21 protein-coding genes are annotated in these 18855 nt (G+C 63.5%); 17 read left to right on the top strand and 4 right to left on the bottom strand.

What is annotated here, in order from left to right; translation table 11 throughout:
• Window positions 1-79 precede the first annotated feature (79 nt).
• Window positions 80-2182, top strand: a complete 2103-nt coding sequence (locus AC13D8_RS03635) for a DNA methyltransferase (protein WP_482967659.1) — start codon at window positions 80-82, stop codon at window positions 2180-2182.
• On the opposite strand, the gene AC13D8_RS03640 is transcribed toward AC13D8_RS03635, so the two are convergent.
• The 4 genes from AC13D8_RS03640 to AC13D8_RS03655 are packed head-to-tail and all read right to left on the bottom strand — an operon-like array spanning window position 2179 to window position 5280.
• Window positions 2179-3171 (bottom strand): hypothetical protein, encoded by a 993-nt coding sequence (locus AC13D8_RS03640; protein WP_482967660.1) that lies wholly within the window; start codon window positions 3169-3171, stop codon window positions 2179-2181. The two genes, AC13D8_RS03635 and AC13D8_RS03640, sit on opposite strands and share 4 nt — an antisense overlap.
• Window positions 3150-3524 (bottom strand): hypothetical protein, encoded by a 375-nt coding sequence (locus AC13D8_RS03645; RefSeq protein ID WP_482967661.1) that lies wholly within the window; start codon window positions 3522-3524, stop codon window positions 3150-3152. The genes AC13D8_RS03640 and AC13D8_RS03645 overlap by 22 nt, the downstream gene beginning before the upstream one ends.
• The gene (locus tag AC13D8_RS03650) at window positions 3521-4831 is read right to left on the bottom strand and encodes a recombinase family protein (protein WP_482967662.1); all 1311 of its coding nucleotides are present in this window, start codon (window positions 4829-4831) and stop codon (window positions 3521-3523) included. Before AC13D8_RS03650 ends, AC13D8_RS03645 begins: the two co-directional genes overlap by 4 nt.
• The gene (locus tag AC13D8_RS03655; protein WP_482967663.1) at window positions 4828-5280 is read right to left on the bottom strand and encodes a DUF2924 domain-containing protein; all 453 of its coding nucleotides are present in this window, start codon (window positions 5278-5280) and stop codon (window positions 4828-4830) included. The genes AC13D8_RS03650 and AC13D8_RS03655 overlap by 4 nt, the downstream gene beginning before the upstream one ends.
• 337 nt (window positions 5281-5617) lie before the next feature.
• On the opposite strand from AC13D8_RS03655, the gene AC13D8_RS03660 reads away from it, so the two are divergent.
• The 16 genes from AC13D8_RS03660 to AC13D8_RS03735 all read left to right on the top strand — a co-directional run bounded on the left by AC13D8_RS03660 (window position 5618) and on the right by AC13D8_RS03735 (window position 18849).
• Window positions 5618-6859 carry a hypothetical protein gene (locus tag AC13D8_RS03660; RefSeq protein ID WP_482967664.1) on the top strand — a complete coding sequence of 414 codons (1242 nt, stop codon included), beginning with the start codon at window positions 5618-5620 and terminating at the stop codon, window positions 6857-6859.
• On the top strand, window positions 6819-7769 hold the full coding sequence (locus tag AC13D8_RS03665; RefSeq protein WP_482967665.1) for a hypothetical protein: 951 nt from the start codon (window positions 6819-6821) through the stop codon (window positions 7767-7769). The genes AC13D8_RS03660 and AC13D8_RS03665 overlap by 41 nt, the downstream gene beginning before the upstream one ends.
• A 105-nt stretch (window positions 7770-7874) precedes the next feature.
• Complete coding sequence (locus tag AC13D8_RS03670; RefSeq protein ID WP_482967666.1) at window positions 7875-8441, top strand: GIY-YIG nuclease family protein; 567 nt, start codon at window positions 7875-7877, stop codon at window positions 8439-8441.
• A gap of 205 nt (window positions 8442-8646) precedes the next feature.
• Window positions 8647-9240 (top strand): sigma factor, encoded by a 594-nt coding sequence (locus AC13D8_RS03675; RefSeq protein ID WP_482967667.1) that lies wholly within the window; start codon window positions 8647-8649, stop codon window positions 9238-9240.
• 28 nt (window positions 9241-9268) lie between these two features.
• Window positions 9269-9613 (top strand): hypothetical protein, encoded by a 345-nt coding sequence (locus AC13D8_RS03680; RefSeq protein ID WP_482967668.1) that lies wholly within the window; start codon window positions 9269-9271, stop codon window positions 9611-9613.
• The gene (locus AC13D8_RS03685; RefSeq protein ID WP_482967669.1) at window positions 9610-10143 is read left to right on the top strand and encodes a hypothetical protein; all 534 of its coding nucleotides are present in this window, start codon (window positions 9610-9612) and stop codon (window positions 10141-10143) included. The genes AC13D8_RS03680 and AC13D8_RS03685 overlap by 4 nt, the downstream gene beginning before the upstream one ends.
• A 106-nt stretch (window positions 10144-10249) precedes the next feature.
• Window positions 10250-11110 (top strand): ATP-binding protein, encoded by an 861-nt coding sequence (locus AC13D8_RS03690; protein WP_482967670.1) that lies wholly within the window; start codon window positions 10250-10252, stop codon window positions 11108-11110.
• Window positions 11111-11131: 21 nt separating this feature from the next.
• Window positions 11132-11851, top strand: coding sequence for a hypothetical protein (locus AC13D8_RS03695; RefSeq protein WP_482967671.1), 720 nt, complete (start codon window positions 11132-11134; stop codon window positions 11849-11851).
• Window positions 11852-11855: 4 nt separating this feature from the next.
• Entirely contained in the window at window positions 11856-12083 is a 228-nt protein-coding gene (locus tag AC13D8_RS03700) for a hypothetical protein (protein ID WP_482967672.1), read from the top strand.
• Window positions 12080-12463 (top strand): DUF6511 domain-containing protein, encoded by a 384-nt coding sequence (locus AC13D8_RS03705; RefSeq protein ID WP_482967673.1) that lies wholly within the window; start codon window positions 12080-12082, stop codon window positions 12461-12463. Before AC13D8_RS03700 ends, AC13D8_RS03705 begins: the two co-directional genes overlap by 4 nt.
• A gap of 11 nt (window positions 12464-12474) precedes the next feature.
• Complete coding sequence (locus AC13D8_RS03710) at window positions 12475-12897, top strand: HNH endonuclease signature motif containing protein (RefSeq protein WP_482967674.1); 423 nt, start codon at window positions 12475-12477, stop codon at window positions 12895-12897.
• Window positions 12894-13691: a hypothetical protein gene (locus AC13D8_RS03715; protein ID WP_482967675.1), complete on the top strand. Its 798-nt coding sequence runs from the start codon at window positions 12894-12896 to the stop codon at window positions 13689-13691. Before AC13D8_RS03710 ends, AC13D8_RS03715 begins: the two co-directional genes overlap by 4 nt.
• Window positions 13658-14434 (top strand): hypothetical protein, encoded by a 777-nt coding sequence (locus AC13D8_RS03720; RefSeq protein ID WP_482967676.1) that lies wholly within the window; start codon window positions 13658-13660, stop codon window positions 14432-14434. Before AC13D8_RS03715 ends, AC13D8_RS03720 begins: the two co-directional genes overlap by 34 nt.
• Complete coding sequence (locus AC13D8_RS03725) at window positions 14431-15750, top strand: ATP-dependent DNA helicase (protein ID WP_482967677.1); 1320 nt, start codon at window positions 14431-14433, stop codon at window positions 15748-15750. Before AC13D8_RS03720 ends, AC13D8_RS03725 begins: the two co-directional genes overlap by 4 nt.
• Before the next feature lie 8 nt (window positions 15751-15758).
• A complete protein-coding gene (locus AC13D8_RS03730; RefSeq protein ID WP_482967678.1) occupies window positions 15759-18341 on the top strand; it encodes a VapE domain-containing protein in 2583 nt (860 codons plus the stop codon).
• Between the two features lie 22 nt (window positions 18342-18363).
• The gene (locus AC13D8_RS03735; protein ID WP_482967679.1) at window positions 18364-18849 is read left to right on the top strand and encodes a hypothetical protein; all 486 of its coding nucleotides are present in this window, start codon (window positions 18364-18366) and stop codon (window positions 18847-18849) included.
• Window positions 18850-18855 lie beyond the last annotated feature (6 nt).

The following is an 18855-nucleotide window of genomic DNA, read 5'->3' on the forward strand; positions in this document are numbered from 1 at the left end:
GTTGCAAACGCCTGTGTTTTCTGCCTGATGGGCAAAGAAACAACGAAAGATGAAACCAATGCCTGTCACCGGAAGCCAGATGAAGCTCGATCTTGATGTGCACAACATTGAATGCAAGCCGGCTGGGCGGCAGCCTCGGGCAATAGAAGATGAAGAATTTCCTTTTGAGCTAATCTCAAAGATTGCCGAACAGGAAAGTTGGCGCAAAGAAATCAATCGCCCGATTTATCATGTGCACAAGTGGTGGGCCCAGCGTCTCGGATCAGCGTTTCGCGCAATACTGATCGGCGCTTTGTCGCCTGGAGGAACCGACGTAATGCGCCGCTTCTATGAGCCGTCCAGGTTCAATGGCGCAGTAGTCTTTGATCCATTTATGGGAAGCGGAACTACAGTGGGCGAGGCCCTAAAGCTTGGCTGCAAGGCCATCGGGCGAGACATCAACCCCGTTGCATATTTTCTTGTGAGAAACGCCCTCCAAGTCCACTCGCGCGATGAGGTCATCAAGACCTACCAGAAACTATCTGACACTGTCTCAAATGAAATTTTGTCATACTATAGGTGCCCAAAGACGGGCGGCACAGTCCTTTATTTTTTCTGGGTAAAGACTCTTCCTTGCCCGGGTTGCAATCAAGACGTTCGCCTATTTTCTAAGTACATATTTGCTCAACATGCCTACCCCAAAAGGCATCCCGAAAGCCAGGCATTATGCCCATGCTGTGGCAACATCAACGAGATCCTTTTTGACGCAGCGTCTGCGACATGTTCATCATGCGGACATACCTATAGTCCAAAAAGTGGCCCAGCTCAGGGAACGAAAGCCACTTGCCCTAATTGCGACACCACCTTTGGCATCGCGGCCACGGCGCGTGGTCTTTCTCACCCGCCTCATCATCAGATGTATGCTAAGCTGGTCCTTCTTCCGGACGGCACCAAGCAATACCTTCCTGTGGACGAAGCAGACCGTGCCATCTATGAAAGCGCAAAACAGCGGCTTTCTAAGGAGGGCGAATTTTTTCCAAAAGTGGGTATTGAGCCCGGATATAACACAAATCAGGTAATTAATTATTCCTATCGTCACTGGCACGAGATGTTTAATGACCGGCAATTGCTCTGCCTTGGAATGCTTGCGCGGGAAATAATGAATATCGAGAGCCCAAACATGAGAGACGCAATGGCGTGCCTCTTTAGCGGAGCGCTTGAATTCAATAATATGTTTGCCTCCTATAAAGGCGAAGGAACTGGTGCGGTGCGCCATATGTTCTATCATCATATTCTCAAACCGGAGCGGACTCCACTTGAGGCGAATTTGTGGGGCACTCCGAAAAGTTCGGGGGCGTTTTCTACCATGTTCAAGAGTCGGCTGCTTCGTGCTTTAGATTACTGCGCCGATCCGTTTGAGTTGCGGGTAGAAGATGGGCGCACAACCAAAATCTACGGTCTCTCAGACCCAATCGGACACGAGCGAGCTGATTCATATGACGAGTTTTTGAGTGGGAAGCAGTTCTACGTGTCGTGCGGAGACAGCTCAGACACTGACCTACCGGATGAGAGTGTTGATGTCGTTGTGACCGACCCTCCATTTTTTGACAACGTTAACTACAGCCAGCTAGCAGACTTCTTCTTCGTCTGGCAGAGGCATATGTTGGGGAACTTTGAGAGACCAAGCACTCGGTCAGACCGTGAAGTTCAACACCAAGACGCAGACGTTTTTCAGGGAAGACTTGGCGACGTATTCCGTGAGTGTCACCGTGTCCTGCGTAAGGACGGCCTCCTCGTTTTCACCTATCATCACTCAAGAAGCGAAGGCTGGACGAGTGTTCTTGGGGCGCTTTCGGAAGCGGGTTTCGTGATTACTGCTTCTCAGCCCGTTAAGGGCGAAATGTCAGGTGCGACGCCAAAAAATCAAGCCAAGGAACCGATTGACCTAGATATTGTGATTGTTTGCCGAAAGCGTGACGGAGAACCGTCTCGTGATGGCATTGATGAACCAGCGGCCGAAGCCGTAGCGGCGAGACAAGTCCAACGATTGAGGGCTTCTGGACGCCGGCTTAGCCGAAATGATGTCCGTGTTATTCTTATGGGCCAGCTCATCAAACGTGCTTCTCAAGCTAAATTAGACGATGACCCCGCGAAAATTCTCGGGCAGGAGGTCATCGAGGAAGCGATCGAAAGGCTTTATTAGCGCGCGGGCTTCACATTTATTTTGAAGCGCCCGCGCCCGGTGGTTTTCTCGCTACGCTTCTTTGGACTTGGAAAGGGATCTGTTGCGTCAAAGTCAGACGGTGGTGTGCCAGCTTTTCGGTAACAGTGAAACGCGACTGGTTTGCTACCAGGGATGCTTCTCCTGATCCGTCCGGCATAGCTGAGTTCAGCATCAATGTCGGCAAGATCAGAGCGAGGGTGAAGGAGCGTGGCGTTTCTATCAAGAAGTGATGAGCCGAGCGGATTCGAGAATATCACCATCGGTCGATTTCGGTTGGCGCCGTCACCGTAGGTCCCGACGCCAATTTCTTTGGTTCGCTGGCCAGCCACGCTCAGATAGTATTCGAAGTCAGAATTCAATGCATTGCCATCACACAGAACAAGAGACGATAGATAGTTGACCTTGGCTTCCTTTCCCCGGTCAAGGCAAGCGAAAAGATAAAAGCCTCGCATGTCCATGGGGCGTCCGTCGGCATCGTATACACGTATGGTGCCGCACGGCGGTGTTGAGTTGTAGTCGAGACCTGATGCGCGGGCGACCTTACCATCTTTGCCGCGTTCCAGCTTTTTCACTTCGATGCCAACCATACGAGTTAGGTCCACGCTGAGTTGGTCTCGTGGCGCCCCGTTGCACAGGTGTGGCCGTGTCAACGCAATATCGGGAGTGATGAGTGGACCTGGTGCGCGGTGACACTTCACATCTTCGGGCAACGAACGTTCCAGGACGTCTGCTACATATTCGTCGAATGGGTCGTCTTGCGTATTTCTTTTGTCACGCAACTCAAACTCAATCGGCGTCAGGTCATCCCTGAAAAACGTCTGCCGAAGGATTTTAAAGGCTTCGATGGAGAGGTCGGTCACTTGCATGACGCGATGTATATCGCGGGTCGTAGAGCCGCGCAGCAACAAAATTGCGGCGGCGATCTGCAAGGTAACCGCTGTCGGTGCTAGGTTCGTTGCCGCCGCCATTCCACTGGAAATGGCTCCTGCACGCGCGCCAACGTCACCTCCGGCCCCTGCTTCCCGTCCAGGATCGCCTCGACGATGTCGGGTGCGAGGAGCGTCAGGCGCAGAACTCGGGTCATGTAGGACGGCGCGATCCCTTCGCGCTCGGCCAGTTCGGCGATGGTGGTGAACTCGCCCGAGTCCAGCATGCGATTCCAGCGGAACGCGCGCGCCAGCGCCTTGACCAGCGTGTTATCCGTTCGACGCGGTTGCGCGGCGCTGTCCGGCAATTGCATCTCCTTCCGCCCGCCGCGTTTCACGACGCGGAACGGGATGTGGAGCGTGACGGTCTCGGGGATCGGCATGCCGCGTGTCATGCGGCTTCTCCGATGCTGCCAGACAGCATCTCTCGCGCGAGGCCGCCGAGGCCGTCGACGCGCAGCCGGACGTTCAATCCGTCCGTGCCGATATCCACGCGCTCGACCAGCAGCGCCACGATGCGCGCCTGCTCGGCGGGGAACAGCTCGTCCCACAACGGGTCGAGTTGCTGCAGAGCCGCGCGGGAGTCGGCTTCGGTGATGTCGTCGGCATGGGCGCGCGCGGCCTTCCACGTCCCTGCAACGATCTCCGGCTGGCGGAACACGGCGCGCAGCTGATCGATGACCGCTGCCTCGATCTCGCCCGCGGGCACACGACCCACCGGGCACGACCCGGCGCCATGCTTCAGCACGGTCTGGCTGACATAGTAGCGGTACAGCCGCCCGCCCTTGCGCGTATGGGTCGGCGAGAATGCCGCGCCATCGGGCCCGAACAGCAGCCCCTTCAGCAGCGCCGGCGTCTCGGCGCGTGTGCGGGCCGCGCGCTTGCGGGGACTCTCCTGAAGAATGGCGTGAACCCTGTCCCACATCTCGCGGTCGATGATGGCGTCATGCTCGCCGGGGTAGCTTTCGCCCTTGTGCACCGCCTCGCCGATATAGGCGCGGTTGTTCAGCATCCGGTATAGGTACTTCTTGTCGATCCTGTTGCCGCGCGGGGTGCAGATGCCGCGTTTGGCGATCTCCCGCGCGAGTTCGGTCCCCGAGCCGATCTCGAGGAAGCGGGCGAAGATCCAGCGGACGTGCTCGGCATGCTCTTCGTCGATGACCAGCTTCCGGCTCTCGACCCGGTAGCCGTACGGCGGCACGCCGCCCATCCACATGCCCTTTTTACGGCTCGCGGCGACCTTGTCGCGGATCCGCTCGGCCGTCACCTCGCGCTCGAACTGGGCGAAGGACAGCAGGATGTTCAGGGTCAGCCGCCCCATGGAGGTGGTGGTGTTGAACGACTGCGTGACCGAGACAAAGGTCACATGGTTACGGTCGAACACCTCGACCAGCTTGGCGAAGTCGGCGAGCGAGCGGCTGAGCCGGTCGATCTTGTAGACCACGACCACGTCGACCAGCCCGTCCTCGATGTCTTCCAGCAGCCGCTGCAGGCCGGGGCGCTCCAGCGTGCCGCCCGAGATGCCGCCGTCGTCATACTGATCGCGGACCAGCACCCAGCCCTCGGATCGCTGACTGGCGATGAAGGCCTCGCAGGCCTCTCGCTGGGCGTGGAGGCTGTTGAATTCCTGCTCCAGCCCTTCCTCGGAGGATTTGCGCGTGTAGATCGCGCAGCGTTGCTTCCGAACGATCGGCTTGGTCATGTGCGGCCCCTCCGGTTCTTGAGGCCAAAGAAGACCCAGCCGTTCCAACGCGTGCCGGTGATGGCGCGGGCGATGGCAGACAGCGACTTGTAGGGTCGGCCCTGCCATTCGAACCCGTCCGCGGTAACGGTGACGACATGCTCGACACCCTGCCATTCGCGGATCAGGCGCGTGCCGACAATGGGCATCTGGTCAGCCCGCATCCTGCTCTTCTTGCGGTCCCCACCGTCGAGTTCCTCGCCCAGCCGCTCCAGCCGCCGGACAGTCTCGGGCCTCAGCCCGCCATAGGCGAGTTCCTGGATGCGGTAGGCGAGCCGGCTCTCCAGGTAGCGCCGGTTGAACGGCGGCGGCTCGCTGTCGAACAGCTCACGCCATTGCTGCTTTAGGTCCGGCGTCGGCGTGGTCTTCAGCGCGGCCAGGCGCGCGGGGATGGGATCATGTGTGGTCATGCTGTCTCCTCTCGAGTCGGAGTTGCATGACGGCATTGGTCGGCCGGAGAGTGTAGGAGAATTTCTCCAGTCTCGTCAGAAGGTTCACTCCGCTCCCGCTGCCGCAACCGCACCAGCCCGAGCGCCAGAAGACCGCACAGTTCGGTGCGGCGTTCTGCGGGCGTCATCTGGTCAGGCGGCAGGGGATTAGAGCGTTTCATGTGGGCCTCGGATCGGTTGTCTCCTTCAGCCTCTACTCATCCGATCCCAAAACCGTCCCAGCCGATCCCGCCCAGGTTGCAGAATCACTCAGAGGAACGTATCAAGAACACTTAACTTGCAGGAAAGGGGATTCGTCGTGGCAGGCAATTTGAAGAAGTTCGTGAACCCCCGGTTCATCAAGACCATCGACCTCGCCCTGATGAAGCCGCTGCTGGCGCGGCATGCGGGCAACTATCAGGGCTTTTCCCTGGACCTGCTGGATAAGGAAGAGGATGCCGCCCGCGAGGCGCTGCAGACGCTGCTGACCGGCCCCGAGGACAGCTATCCCGAAGGCTTGCGCGGCGACTTGCACCGCATCGCGGAACTGGGCGACGCCCGCGGCTTCGAGATCATCCAGGCGCAGGCCGACCGTCAGGGCATCGATCTGTTCCCCGACATAAAGACCGGCGATGAGGATGCGCCCAACAAGGCGCATGATCCAAAGCACATCGCGGTACGGGTGTTTCTCGAGCATCCCGACCTGTTTAACGCGGCCGCCGACCACATGGCGATGCTCACTGCCGACCGCCTGCATGAATATGCCGGACGGGAACGGGGCGTCGCGATCGATCTGACGCAGGAGAAGATTGAAGTGTTCCGCACCGCCGTCGTCGAGATCTTCCGCGACGCCTTCCAGGGCGATTACTGCCGGGTGGGCGATTATGTCGATGGTGACGAGATCAATCTGGTGATCGGCCACGGATCGCTGGTATCCACCATGCCGGTTGTCGATGGTCAGCAGGAACGGGTTATCAGCGTGCGGCAGATCGCGCATGCCGTGATCCGGTATTCGGAAACCACCGGCATGCTGCGGCTCGCCCGGATCCGGAAGGCGCATCAGCCCGATATCGCGGAACTTTTCGCCTCGATCATTCTGGACAGGCCCGGCTTCTTCGACGGCGACGATGCGCAGGACCTTTATACCCTGCGCCCGGTCGAACTGGCTGGGCCCGGCTTCGCCTTCGATCATGCCTATGATCCGCAGATCGAGCGGGTGCTGATCATCGAGGCGGCGGCCGACCTGATGGTGCCCGGCAAGAAGGGATACCCGCGCGTGGCGCGTACGCTGCGTTCACGCGACCTCGGCGGTAACGCGCTCCAGCATTTCGGTAGCACGCCGGTCTCGTTCGACGGCGCCTGGCGGCTGGGCGAGTTGGTGTTTCGCATCCTGTTCAAGGGCGAGGGCAAGCGCCAGCCGCAGGTCACGGTCAAGCTGCGGCCCCCGCGCGTCGTGCAGTTCCGCCGCACACAGCATGAGGCGCGGGTGATGAAGCTGATCGAACGGAACGGGCTGATGAATGACCGAGACGATTTTGAGGTTGTTGACGCGGCTGAGTGAGGCTGGCGACGACGCGATCCTGCCCGGCGAGCTTGCCGCGCCCTTCTTCGGTCCGGTCTTCGATAGGCTGCTGGCAAAACGTGTCCTTGTCGAACAGGCGCCGCTTGCCGATTGGGACGTCTGCGATGCCTGCGAGTGCGGGCTCCCCTGTCGGCCGATCCGGAAAGCGGGCGACGCATTTCGGGCCGAGTGTCCGCTCGATCGCCGACAGGACATCGATCTCACCGAGGACGATTTGCGCGTGTTCTGCATTGGCGGTGAGGCGCTGGCATCCGTGATCGGCACCGCGGCGGGATTCCGGGCGGCCCCGAAACTGGCGGCGGAGAAGGTCTGGCGGCTCGGCGACACGCCATCGGGTCGGGCGGTGTTTCTCGCATTGGAGCCCGCGGCCCTGACCAGCGACGGCATCATCGCATCGTTGCGCCAGGCGGCGCAGGGCTCGGACATCACGATCCTCGCGCCGGAATTGCCAGCGGAGGCTGCGCGGCGACACTACGATGCGGGCTTTCATTTGATCGAAACCCTCGAGGTGCTGAAGCCTGCCTCGAACGTCCTCGGCGCTGCAATCGCCGACGCCGCTCTGGTCCCGGTCCCGCTGGCGCCCGTGCTTCGCGTGCGAAGGGCAACGGCCGAGGTTCAATGGGATGGTCGCTCTGTCATCCTGTCGCGTCAGATTTTCCCCGTGTTCGAGCGTCTGCTGGAAAAGGCGCTGTCGCGCGATCAGGTCGCCTCCGGATCCCATGTCGAAGGCACGACGGCGCGCGAGGCCAAGGATCTGATCCGCGAGCTGCGCGACGCGTTCAAGGTTGCGGGGTTCACCGATGCCGAGAGTAAGACCCTGATCATGACCGTGCGCAACCGGGGCTACCGGCTCGGTGTCACGGCATCCGAGATCGTGGTCGAGGCTTGAAATGGGCGCCCCGTTCTCGAGGACGAGTTTCCGTGTTGAGTAAGAGTTGTCGCCCTCCACGCGCCTGCTATGAATTGCAGCCAGTTGCTAAAGCACAGGATGATCATGACACCCACGGATGCCCTTGTCGCGCTACACGCACTTCCACTGCAACGAATAGTAAATATTCCGCAACACAAGGGCATTTATGCACTCGCCGATCACGAACATCGCTTCCGCTACATCGGAAGCACCGAAGGTAAGGACTTCCGAGACCGCATCCAGAACCGCCATGCCACCGGCACCGAGGCCAATAGCCACAAGTTCTCTTGGGCCTACAATACCGGGCGCATGTACCGTGGTCCCAAAGATCCAAATAAAGATCTTATGGACGACCGACATGCGGCCAAGCAGCTGCGAAATGCGTTCATCCGCAAACATTGCCGCGCCGTATGGATGCCGCTTCAGGGTAGCCGGGCAGAAATCGAAGAGCTCGAGCATGCCATGATCCGCATCGCTCCTCTGGAGTCAGTACTGTGGAACCGCGAACGCATCCAGTGCGACCCGCCGCCGGAGCCCTCAGAGCTTGTTGACGCGCTGATCTCAGAACTTGGACTCGATGCAATCACGCGCGCCCGGCTTGAGCGTCAGGCTCATCGCTTCCGCAAGGCTGCGGAAAATCCCAAGATCTGATTCAGCGTCTGACAGGCTATCAGACAGTCGAGCTTGGCGATGCCTGACGCCACCTTAAACATCCTTCTGAGGATTTGCGGCGCTATAAAACTTTGAGGGCTCGGACCCACCAAACCCCCACCTTATTCCCACCCCGTTCCCACCTGCGCGCCGACCGCATCCGGCACCTTGGGCTCATCAGAAACGATGACCGAGGCGCACAGCGATGCAGATCGAACTCTCCCACGACGACATTGCAACCATCATCCACGAGGCAGATGCGGCGGCACAGCGGCTCCGGCGCAAGTTGTGCCTGCCGAGCTGTGAGCGCGAGGATCTTGGCCAGGACCTCCTGGTCGATCTGCTGCGCCGCTTGCCCGCCTACGACCCCTCGCGCGGCAGCATCGGCGCCTTCGCCAACATCGTTCTGCGCAACCAGTCCTCGCGGATCGCGATGCGCCATCACCGCCAGCGCCGCGCGCAGGGTGGGTCGCTGCTCTCGCTTGAGGTTCCGCTGGCCGGAGCCCGCGAGCCGGTCGGCGACACGCTGACCGAGGACGACGGGCTTGCCGCCTGGCACGGTCAGACCTGCTGCGCCGCCGCTGTCACCGAACTTCACCACGCCCTGCAGGTCGCGCTCGCGCGGCTCCCGGCCGAGGATCGCCGGTTCTGCTGCGCGCTTGCCCATCGCTCCGTGACGGCGCTGGCCGCCGAGGGCTTCGGCAGCCGCTCGGCGCTCTACCGGCGCCTCGCCGATCTCCGCCACGTCCTCACCGCCTACGGGCTCGGGCCCTCCTGGGACGATCTCGCCGCGGCGTGAGTAGAGGCGAGAGGAGGAGATCGTGTTCATGCAAACAACCCCCATCATCACCGTCCGGGCCAGTCGTCCGCTGACCGAGATCGAGTTCTGCGCCTGGGTGGCGCAGGCCGCGCCCGGCGACCGGCTGGAATATCACCGCGGCTATCTGGTGCTGGACACCTATCCGATGTTCAGCGCGCTCGACGACAAGGCGCGCGGCGAACTCGCCAGACTGGCCGCACGCGCCTTCTGGGCTGCCGAACAGGGGCTCGTGCATCTCGTGCAGGAGCGCGAGGGCCCCGACCGCTTCGCCTACATCGCCGTCGCGCGCCCGAAGCCCAAGCACGCCGCCGCCTCGCTGTCGGCGCTGCTGCTCGAGGAGCAGGCAGCGTGACCGCCCCCATTCAGACCCCCTTCACCGATCACGGAGACCCGTTCATGCCCTTTCCCGAGAACACCCCCATGCCGGACGACCTGCCGGACCTCACCGTGCAGGACATAGCGCAGCTGCCGGTCGAATTGCTGGCTATCCTGCAGCATGAGATCGACGCACGCCTCAAGCGCGACAAGGCCGCCAAGACCCGGCTCGATGCCGCCCTGACGGCTCGCTACGCCACCCGCGCCGCCGAGGAACGCCGCGCGCGTGGCAAGGATACCGGCACGACCCGGTTCGACGACGGCGATTTCATCGTGGTCGCAGACCTGCCCAAGCGTGTCGACTGGGACCAGGCCCAGTTAGCCGCGATGGTCGAACGCATCCGCGCCGCCGGCGACGACCCTGCTCAGTATGTCGACATCGCCTTCAAGGTCCCGGAGCGCAAATACGCCGCCTGGCCGCAGGCGATCCGGGCCGGGTTCGAGCCCGCGCGCACGGTCGGGAGCGGCTCGCCCAGCTTCAGGCTCGAGCCCGCCGGCACGCCCTGAATGCAGCGGCGGGGATGCCCTGACCGCAAGGCTGGGCAGGCTCCCCTTCGGCGCCCGGTCACCCCCGCCGCTGTTGACCCCTTCGAGCCACCACAAGGAGAGCACGATGACAGTGCGCATCATCACCGCTGACGAGAGATTGTCGGCATCTGAGAACAAGACATCGCTGGCGATCTTCGGACCGCCCGGCGTGGGCAAGACCACGCTGATCACGTCGATGCCCGAGGAAAAGGCCGTGTGCTTCGATCTCGAGGCCGGCATGAAATCCGTGCAGGACTGGCGCGGCCCCAGTATTCCGATCCGCAGCTTCACCGATTTCCGCGATCTGGTGATCCTGATCGGCGGACCGGACCCGGCCCAGCACCCCGACAGTTACTACGGGCCGCGCTATCACGCCCATGTCCAGGCGCAGTATGCCGAAAGCCGGCTGGAGGGGTTCCTTCAGGACCGCTCGATCATCTTCGTCGACTCGATCAGCGATCTAACGCGCCAGGCCATGGCCTATGCCAAGCAGCAGCCGGAGGCGTTCTCGGAGCGCAGCGGCAAACCGGATGTGCGCGGTGCCTACGGGCTGCTCGGGCGCGAGGTCATCCAGGCGCTGAAGCACCTTCAGCATGCCCGCGGCAAGACCGTGATCTTCGTGGGCGTGCTGGAAAAGGTGACCGACGAGTTCGGAACATCGACCTGGCTGCCGCAGATGGAAGGCACGAAAGCGGGGCGCGAACTGCCCGGCATCGTCGACCAGGTCATCTCGATGCAGCTTTTCGGCAAGGACGCCGAAGGGGCATGGACCCTCGATGAAAAATCCGCCGAGCGCCGCCTCGTCTGCAGATCCGGCAACCCGTGGGGGCTGCCCGCGAAAGACCGCTCGGGCCGGCTCGACACGACGGAGCCGCCCGATCTCGCCGCGCTGCTGGCCAAGATCGACGGCCGCGCGGCCCCCGCCTCCCTCCCTCAACCCGACTGATCCCACGAAAGGACCCAACCCATGAGCTACGATCTGAACGACGCCGCCCCGCAAATGGCACCGATGGGCGAACTGATCCCCGACGGCACCTTTGCCAAGGTGACGATGAAGCTGCGCCCCGGTGGCACCAACGGTGCCACAGAGATGGATGCGGGGTTGCTGAAAAGCTCGTCGCACAGCGATGCGAAAATGCTCGATTGCGAGTTCACCGTGACCGAGGGGCCGTTCGCGCGGCGCAAGTTCTGGCAGAACTTCACCGTGGCCGGCGGCAAGCTCGACGAGAAGGGCCAGTCCAAGGGCTGGAACATCTCCAAGAGTTCCTTCCGGGCGATGATCGACAGCGCGCTCGGACTCGACCCGACAGATGTCAGCCAGGCGGCGAAGGACAAGCGGGTGATCGGCGGGCTCAAGCAGCTCGACGGGATCACCTTCGCCGCCCGGATCATGGTGGAGAGCTCGGACAACCCGAACTACCGCGACAGCAACAAGCTGGCCAATGTCGTGTTGCCGGGTGAGCCAGCCTATGCCGCGATCATGCGCGGTGAGCAGGTCACGCCGGATCCGGTCAACGCGGCACCGCGCAAGGCGCCCGCGCAGACACCGCCGGCCTGGAACGGGCAGGCCCCGGCGCAGGGCGGCTGGTCCAACACGCCTCAGGCGCCGGCAGCAAAGCCGCAAGGCGGCACAGCCCCCGCAGCACCCGCCACACCCGGTGGGGCCCCGGCCTGGCTGAACAGCTGAGCCGATGACGCCGGATGAATGGCAGGCGCATGTGACGCGCGCGGCAGCACGGGAGATAGGCACATGGCTCGAGGCCCGCGGAAGACTGGATCGGCCCATCGCAAGTCTCGCGCTGTCCGATCTCGACGCCATGGCCTCGGTGGCCATAAGCCGCTTCGTCGTTCTGGCATCGCACAAGACCAGGGAAGCGCCGGGGCAGCACGCGGATCTCGAAACCCTGCTCATGGGGTGAGCGGCGAAGCCCGCGTCTGCGCCATCTGCGCGCGCGAAGCGCGCGGCTTCGGGTTCTGTCTGCGCCTGCAATGGGCGCGCTTTCCTTCGTACCAATTCTGTTCGCGCCGGTGCCAGGACATCGGCGCGGATCTCGCCCAGAGGAACCACGGAATGATTGACAAGACCGCCCGCGAGGCGCGCGCCATCCGCGATGCCCGCAAAGATTTTGCCGAGGCGCTGACCGAGCTCGGCCTGATGGCACCCTTTTTCGACCGCACCGCCGCGGAGATCGACCAGCTCATCGAGGCGGCGGTCACCGGATACATCGACAGCATGCAGACGCAGGCCGCGCGGACGGAGCGCACGGGCACGGTCCTCGACGACCCTCTGCCGTTTTAAAGGAATGTAACATGACCAACGGTGAAACCTGGAGAATGAACCCCAGCGTCCCCGAAGTGCTGGTGAGCAGCGAAGGGCGCGTGATGCTGAAACCGTATCGCGGCCCGATGCCGAATGGCAGTGAGAGACCCTACGGCGGAACGCCGACCTTCGGTGTCTGGAACAAGCGGGATGCTCGCTTCATTTTCGTGTTGCGAGGCAAGACCTACAAGGTCGCGCGGCTCGTCGCAGAAGCGTTCCACGGTGCGGCCCCATTCGACGGTGCGGTCGTCATGCATCTCGACGAGAACGCCGCGAACAACCGCGCCGACAACCTGGCTTGGGGGACCCAGCGCGAAAACCTGAATGCGCCAGGGTTCGTCGAGTACTGCCGCGGAAGGACCGGAGACCGTCATCCCGGCGCCATTGCCAAACGGCGGAGGGCACGGTCATGATCGATCTGAATCACGGATCGGGCGCGCAGTATGTGCAGTCCCGCGCGCTGCCCGACATCAATTCCGCCCTTGGCGCCGCCATCGATGCCGGCCTCAGCGCCCGCCAGCAGGACGAGCGCCCGCGCAGCTATGTCAGCTCCTCGGGGCTGGGCCGCGCCTGCCTGCGCCAGATTCAGTACGATTTCCTGGCGGTGCCGAAGGACGAGGGCCAGGGCTTCGCGCCGAAGACTCTGCGCATCTTCGAGGCCGGGCATCGCGGCGAGGACCTGGTGGCGAGCTGGCTGCGTCTTGCCGGGTTCGATCTGCGCAGCGAACGCCCCGATGGACGGCAATTCGGGTTCACCGCCCTCGATGGCCGGTTCAAGGGGCATATCGACGGCTGCCTGGTCAGCGGGCCTGTCGCGATGGCGTATCCGGCGCTCTGGGAGACCAAGGCGCTCGGGGCCTCGAGCTGGAAGGACACGGTCAAGCGCGGGGTAACCGTCGCCAAGCCGGTCTATGCCGCTCAGATCGCGCTTTATCAGGCCTACATGGACTTGCCGAACCCGGCGCTCTTCACCGCGCTCAATCGCGACACGCAGGAAATCTATGCCGAACTGATGCCCTTCGATGCGGCACTGGCGCAGCGGATGAGCGACCGCGCCGTCGAGGTCGTGCGGGCCTCGGACGCGCAGGAGCTGCTGCCGCGCGCGGTCGCGGAACCGACCTCGGTCGTCTGCAAGGGCGGCATGGCGGCCGGTCACTGGCATCCCCCCTGTGCATGGGCGCAGCGCTGCTGGAGGTCACGGCAATGATTCCACAGGCATACGAATTCAAGCGACTGGCACCCCACTTCCGGAAGAAATCGATCTTCGGGTTTCTCTTCGAGGGCATCGAGTCCGCACCGGTCTATTACTTTGCCGATCAGGAGAGCTTCGACAGTGACGAGATCGCCGCGCTGCGCCCCCGGATCACGGGAGGGCCGCTGAGGCTGCCGCATCCTTGCGTGGTGTTGGAGGTCAAGGATCGCGACCCCAAGCGCTCCGCCTTGCTGGTTTATGCGCGCCAGTTCGACGATCGCGTCGAAGCCGCCTTCGTCTTCAAGGACAGGCGCAAGCGGCGATGGACGGACTGCCTGATCCATGCCGTGTTCACCGAGCCCGGACTGGCAGAAGGCTATCCGAACCCGAAGCTGGGCGAGCAAGAGATCAATATCTATGGCGAAGTGGCCACGGGCATCGTCTGGCGCGCTCTGAGCATCCTGTCCCAGGTGGCCGAGGTCAAACCCCGCACCATCAGCCCCGCGCAGCGCCGCAAATACGCGAGGGCGGGCGTGCGCGGCTGGACCTGGCATCAGATCACGATCGATCCGGAGCGGCTGCGCGCCAGGACCGCGCCGCAGGGCGGCACGCATGCCGGCCCCCGCTGGCATGTTCGGCGGGGCCATTGGCGTCAGCTTGCCGACGGCCGCCGGGTCTTTGTCCGCCAATGCCAGGTCGGCGATCCCGCGCGCGGCGGGGTGGTCAAGGATTACATCGTGAAAGGACAATCGGCATGAGCAGCTTCACACCGTCGCCCCCGCAAGCTGCGGCCATTCGCGAGATCAGGGACTGGTTCGAGACCCGGACGGAAGAACAACAGGTCTTCCGGCTGTTCGGGTACGCCGGGAGTGGGAAAAGTACGGTGCTGAAATTCGCACTCGACGAGCTTGGCCTCTCCCCCCATCGCAGCGCGAAGGACGGCCCCTGCGTGCCGGGGGTGGTCACGGCCACTTTCACCGGCAAGGCGGCGCTCGTGCTGACGCGCAAGGGCACGCCCGCGCGCACCATCCACAGCCTGATCTACTCGGTGACCGAGGCGACCGAGGAAGAGGTCGAGGCGGCCGGCAAGCGCGTCCGCGAGGCCGAGGACGCCGCGCGGCGCCTGAGCGGGTTCGACCGCACCACGGCCGAGGCCGCGGTCGAGGCGATGCGCCAGGCGCTTTCTGCGATGAAGCACCCGCGGTTTGCACTCAACCCGCAGAGCGACGCGGCCGATGCAAGGCTGATCGTGCTCGACGAGGTCTCGATGGTGGGCGAGGAGATGGCGCGCGATCTGATGAGCTTCGGCAAGCCGATCCTCGTTCTGGGCGATCCCGGCCAGTTGCCCCCCATCAAGGGCGACGGCGCTTTTACCCGCGATGCGCCCGACATCATGTTGACAGAGATCCACCGCCAGGCGGCCGAGAGCGCCATCATCCGCCTCGCGACCATGGCGCGGACCGGCGCGCCCATCGGGTTTGGCAGCTATGACGCCCATGTGGCAAAGATGCGCAAGGGCGACGTCACGCCGGAACAGGCACTTCACGGTGGCCAACTCATCTGCGGAATGAACGCCACGCGGCTGCAGATCAACAATGCGATGCGCGCGGCTGCGGGTCTCGGCGGGACCTGGCTGCCCACCGGCGCGGCCGAGAAGATCGTCTGCCTGAAGAACCAGAACGACCTCGGCCTCATCAACGGGATGTTCGTGACCTTGGAGGATATCGTCGACGAGGGCAGCCTCTTCTTCTCGGCCGTGGTGACGGACGAGGACGGGCGGCGCGTCGGGCCGGTCGATCGCGACGGCCGCCCGGGCCGGCTGCGCCTCTACAAGGGGCATTTCGAGGATCATGTCGCCTTCGACCGAACCCGCCATGACCGCGACTGGAAGGACAAGAAGCATCTGACCGAAGCGACCTTCGGCTGGGCCATCACGGCGCACAAGGCGCAGGGCTCGCAATGGGAAAACGTGATCGTCTGGGACGACGGGCTGGGCCGCACCGAGATCGACCGTCGTCGCTGGCTCTACACCGCCATCACTCGCGCCGAGCGCGGCCTTGTCCTGCTGGCGTGAGCCAGGCCATGATCGACCTGAACGATGTCTGGGCGCCGCCCGCTCGCCATGATCTGAGCGCGATCAAGGCCCGGCTCGTGGAGTCGGCCCGCGACTGGCTGCCGCCGCTTTTTCCGGAGGCGCGTCTGACGCATGATCGCCGGGCGCTGCGCTGCGCCGATCTCTCCGGGCGCCGGTCACGCGGGGACGGATCGTGCATCATCCATCTCGACGGCCCCTATGCCGGCTGGGGGTTCGATTTTGCCACGGGCGAGCGCGCCGGTCCGGTCGATCTGCTCTATCACGCCACCGGGATGACGGAGGGCCGGCTCTTCGACGAGGCGGCGCGGCTTGCGCATATGGAGCGCGACGTCGCGCCTCGGCACCGGCCGGACATCCCGGCGCGTCCGGACCACAGCCTGGAAATCCGTCGCATCCTGGACGAGTGCACGCCCCTCGCGGGCAGTCTGGCCGAGACCTACCTGCACGCGCGCAGGCTCAGGGATCCGGGCGCACCGGACCTCCTCTTCCACCCGGATCTGACCGATTTCGAGGCCCGGCGTGGCTGGCCCGGAATGGTGGCCATCCCGCGCCTGGTCGGTGGCGAGGCGGTCGGCGGCATTCATCGCACCTACCTGCTCGATGACGGAAGCGCCAAGGCGCCCGTGGGCAAGAAGATGCTGGGCAAGATCGCCGAGGCCGCCGTGCGGCTGTTCCCGATGCCCGAGGACGGACATCTCGGCGTCGCGGAAGGCATCGAGACGGCGCTGGCAGCCCATGCGCTGTTCGGCATACCAGTCTGGGCCGCTCTCTCGGCCGATGGGCTGGCCCGGTTCAAATGGCCCGATTGCGTGACACATGTCACCATCTATGCCGACGCTGGTGAGGCCGGGCGCCAGGCCGCCGCGACCCTGTCGGATCGGTTGAACCTCGCGGACGTCCCGAACCGGATCGTTACCCCGTTGCATGGTGACGATTTCAACGACGATCTGCTCAAGGGCGCGACGTCGGCTGAATATGAACGACCGGCGGTGGCCGAGCCCGGATCAGAAGATCCCGAGGCCGCCACCTCTATCGTGGCCTCCGCTGACGACCCCGACACGCTGCTGGCTGCAGCCGAGGCGCTGACCAACCCGCCGGAACTCGAGGCCCTTTCGACGCTGTTGGGGCGCATCGCACTGGCCCGGCTCGATCCGCTGCCGGAGCGCCAGATCCTTGACCGGATCAAATCCACCACAGGCATCGCCGTCTCGATCCTCGGAAAGCAGCTGACCGAGCTTCGCCGCCGCGTGACCGCCACAGGCGACCCGAACGCCAGGATCCCGCAGCCGGCCTGGTTCGGTCGTTTGCGCCTGGACCTGTCCGGGACGCCGGAGCGTAACGAGGCCAATGTCATCATCGCGCTCGACTCCGATCCGGCTTACGCAGGCGTTCTGGCCTTCGACGAGTTCGCGCAGGAGATCGTCGTGCGCCAGCCTCTGCCGTGGGACAGCGCCGAGACAACCCTCCCGCGCGTGTGGGACGACGCCGACGACATCCGCACGGCCGAATGGCTGCAGCTTCGCGGGATCAATGTGGCGCCGGTCGTCGTCAGCCGCGCCGTCGGCGCCGTCGCCCGCGAGCTGCGCATCCATCCCGTCCGCGACTGGCTCGACACCCTGAAATGGGACGGCACAACCCGTATCGAGACCTGGACCAGTACCTATCTCGGCGCCGAGCCGACGGCGTTCCATCACACCATCGGCGCGCTCTGGCTGATCTCGGCCGTCGCCCGCATCTACCGCCCCGGCGTGAAAGCCGACCACATGCTGATCCTCGAGGGGCCGCAGGGCGCGCGCAAGTCCACCGCGATCAAGGTGCTGGCCGGCGAGGAATGGTTCACCGACGAACTGCCGGAACTCGGCTCGAAGGACGCGGCGCTGCACATGCAGGGTGTCTGGATCGTCGAGATCGCCGAGCTGGACGCGATCGGGCGCGCCGAGGTCTCGCGCATCAAGGCGTTCCTGACCCGCACCACCGACCGTTTCCGCCCGCCCTACGGCCGCTACACCGTCGAGGTTCCGCGCCAATGCGTGTTCGCCGGCACCGTGAATCCCGACACGTATCTCCGAGACGAGACCGGCAACCGCCGTTTCTGGCCCCTCCGCTGCGGGACCATCGACATCGCGGGGCTCGCCCGCGACCGGGACCAACTCTGGGCCGAGGCCGCCCACCGCTTCCGCGCCGGCGCGATCTGGTGGATCGACGACCCGGCGCTGCTGGAGGAAGCCCGCGAGGAACAGGACCGTCGCTACCAGTCCGACGCCTGGGACGACCTGATCGAACACTGGCTGACCCACGAGATCCGCACCGTCTCCAACGGCTTCCCCGACTACGGCAACTCCCGCACCGAAAGCTTTCCGCGCCCGGAGCCGCTGAAGGACGTGTCGGTCGGCGAGATCCTCGAGGAGGCGATAGGGCTCGAACCTGCACGCTGGACCCGCGGCGACCAGATGCGCGTCTCGGCCTACCTCAAGGCGAATGGCTGGGAGCGGTATCGGCGGCGTGACGAGGGCGGGCGCGAGGCGCCGCGGGAGTGGCGGTATCGGATACCTTCAAAGACGATCTCCTGAACAGCGGCGCGATGCGAGGGACATGAACAGTGTACTGTATGATGGAGAATTCGGGTTGGCAGAGACAAGATACTGTGGCAAAGATGAGAAAAAACACAACAGGGAGGCTGGCGAAGTGACATACCAAGAGCGGGTCGCAGCATGGATCACCGCGTGCTTCCCTGCCTCAGCGCGCGAAAACGTGTCCGAGCGGTCTCATCGTTTTCTTGAGGAAGCGATTGAACTGGCTCAAGCGAGCGGGTGCACGAAAGAGGACGCACGGGCAATCGTCGATTACGTCTTTGATCGGCCAACCGGCGTACAAGAACAAGAAGTCGGCGGCGTGATGGTCACGCTCGCGGCGTTGTGTAATGCGCTCAAACTGACGATGGACGATGCAGGAGACAAAGAACTGGCGCGAAACTGGGAGAGAATTGAGGCTATCCGACGCAAGCAAGCCGCGAAGCCCGCCGGGTCTCCCTTACCCCAACGAGTTGAAGGCCGTCTTCATGCATCGGTGTTCAGATGATGATAT

It is taken from the genome of Roseovarius sp. B-10, from assembly GCF_056859295.1.

Bases quoted from the DNA above. Each gene is read 5' to 3' on its own strand.
- AC13D8_RS03635 (WP_482967659.1), top strand. From the start codon at position 80: ATGAAGCTCGATCTTGATGTGCACAACATTGAATGCAAGCCGGCTGGG.
- AC13D8_RS03640 (WP_482967660.1), bottom strand. From the start codon at position 3,171: ATGGCGGCGGCAACGAACCTAGCACCGACAGCGGTTACCTTGCAGATC.
- AC13D8_RS03645 (WP_482967661.1), bottom strand. From the start codon at position 3,524: ATGACACGCGGCATGCCGATCCCCGAGACCGTCACGCTCCACATCCCG.
- AC13D8_RS03650 (WP_482967662.1), bottom strand. From the start codon at position 4,831: ATGACCAAGCCGATCGTTCGGAAGCAACGCTGCGCGATCTACACGCGC.
- AC13D8_RS03655 (WP_482967663.1), bottom strand. From the start codon at position 5,280: ATGACCACACATGATCCCATCCCCGCGCGCCTGGCCGCGCTGAAGACC.
- AC13D8_RS03665 (WP_482967665.1), top strand. From the start codon at position 6,819: ATGACCGAGACGATTTTGAGGTTGTTGACGCGGCTGAGTGAGGCTGGC.
- AC13D8_RS03670 (WP_482967666.1), top strand. From the start codon at position 7,875: ATGACACCCACGGATGCCCTTGTCGCGCTACACGCACTTCCACTGCAA.
- AC13D8_RS03675 (WP_482967667.1), top strand. From the start codon at position 8,647: ATGCAGATCGAACTCTCCCACGACGACATTGCAACCATCATCCACGAG.
- AC13D8_RS03680 (WP_482967668.1), top strand. From the start codon at position 9,269: ATGCAAACAACCCCCATCATCACCGTCCGGGCCAGTCGTCCGCTGACC.
- AC13D8_RS03690 (WP_482967670.1), top strand. From the start codon at position 10,250: ATGACAGTGCGCATCATCACCGCTGACGAGAGATTGTCGGCATCTGAG.
- AC13D8_RS03695 (WP_482967671.1), top strand. From the start codon at position 11,132: ATGAGCTACGATCTGAACGACGCCGCCCCGCAAATGGCACCGATGGGC.
- AC13D8_RS03700 (WP_482967672.1), top strand. From the start codon at position 11,856: ATGACGCCGGATGAATGGCAGGCGCATGTGACGCGCGCGGCAGCACGG.
- AC13D8_RS03710 (WP_482967674.1), top strand. From the start codon at position 12,475: ATGACCAACGGTGAAACCTGGAGAATGAACCCCAGCGTCCCCGAAGTG.
- AC13D8_RS03715 (WP_482967675.1), top strand. From the start codon at position 12,894: ATGATCGATCTGAATCACGGATCGGGCGCGCAGTATGTGCAGTCCCGC.
- AC13D8_RS03720 (WP_482967676.1), top strand. From the start codon at position 13,658: ATGGGCGCAGCGCTGCTGGAGGTCACGGCAATGATTCCACAGGCATAC.
- AC13D8_RS03725 (WP_482967677.1), top strand. From the start codon at position 14,431: ATGAGCAGCTTCACACCGTCGCCCCCGCAAGCTGCGGCCATTCGCGAG.
- AC13D8_RS03730 (WP_482967678.1), top strand. From the start codon at position 15,759: ATGATCGACCTGAACGATGTCTGGGCGCCGCCCGCTCGCCATGATCTG.
- AC13D8_RS03735 (WP_482967679.1), top strand. From the start codon at position 18,364: ATGAACAGTGTACTGTATGATGGAGAATTCGGGTTGGCAGAGACAAGA.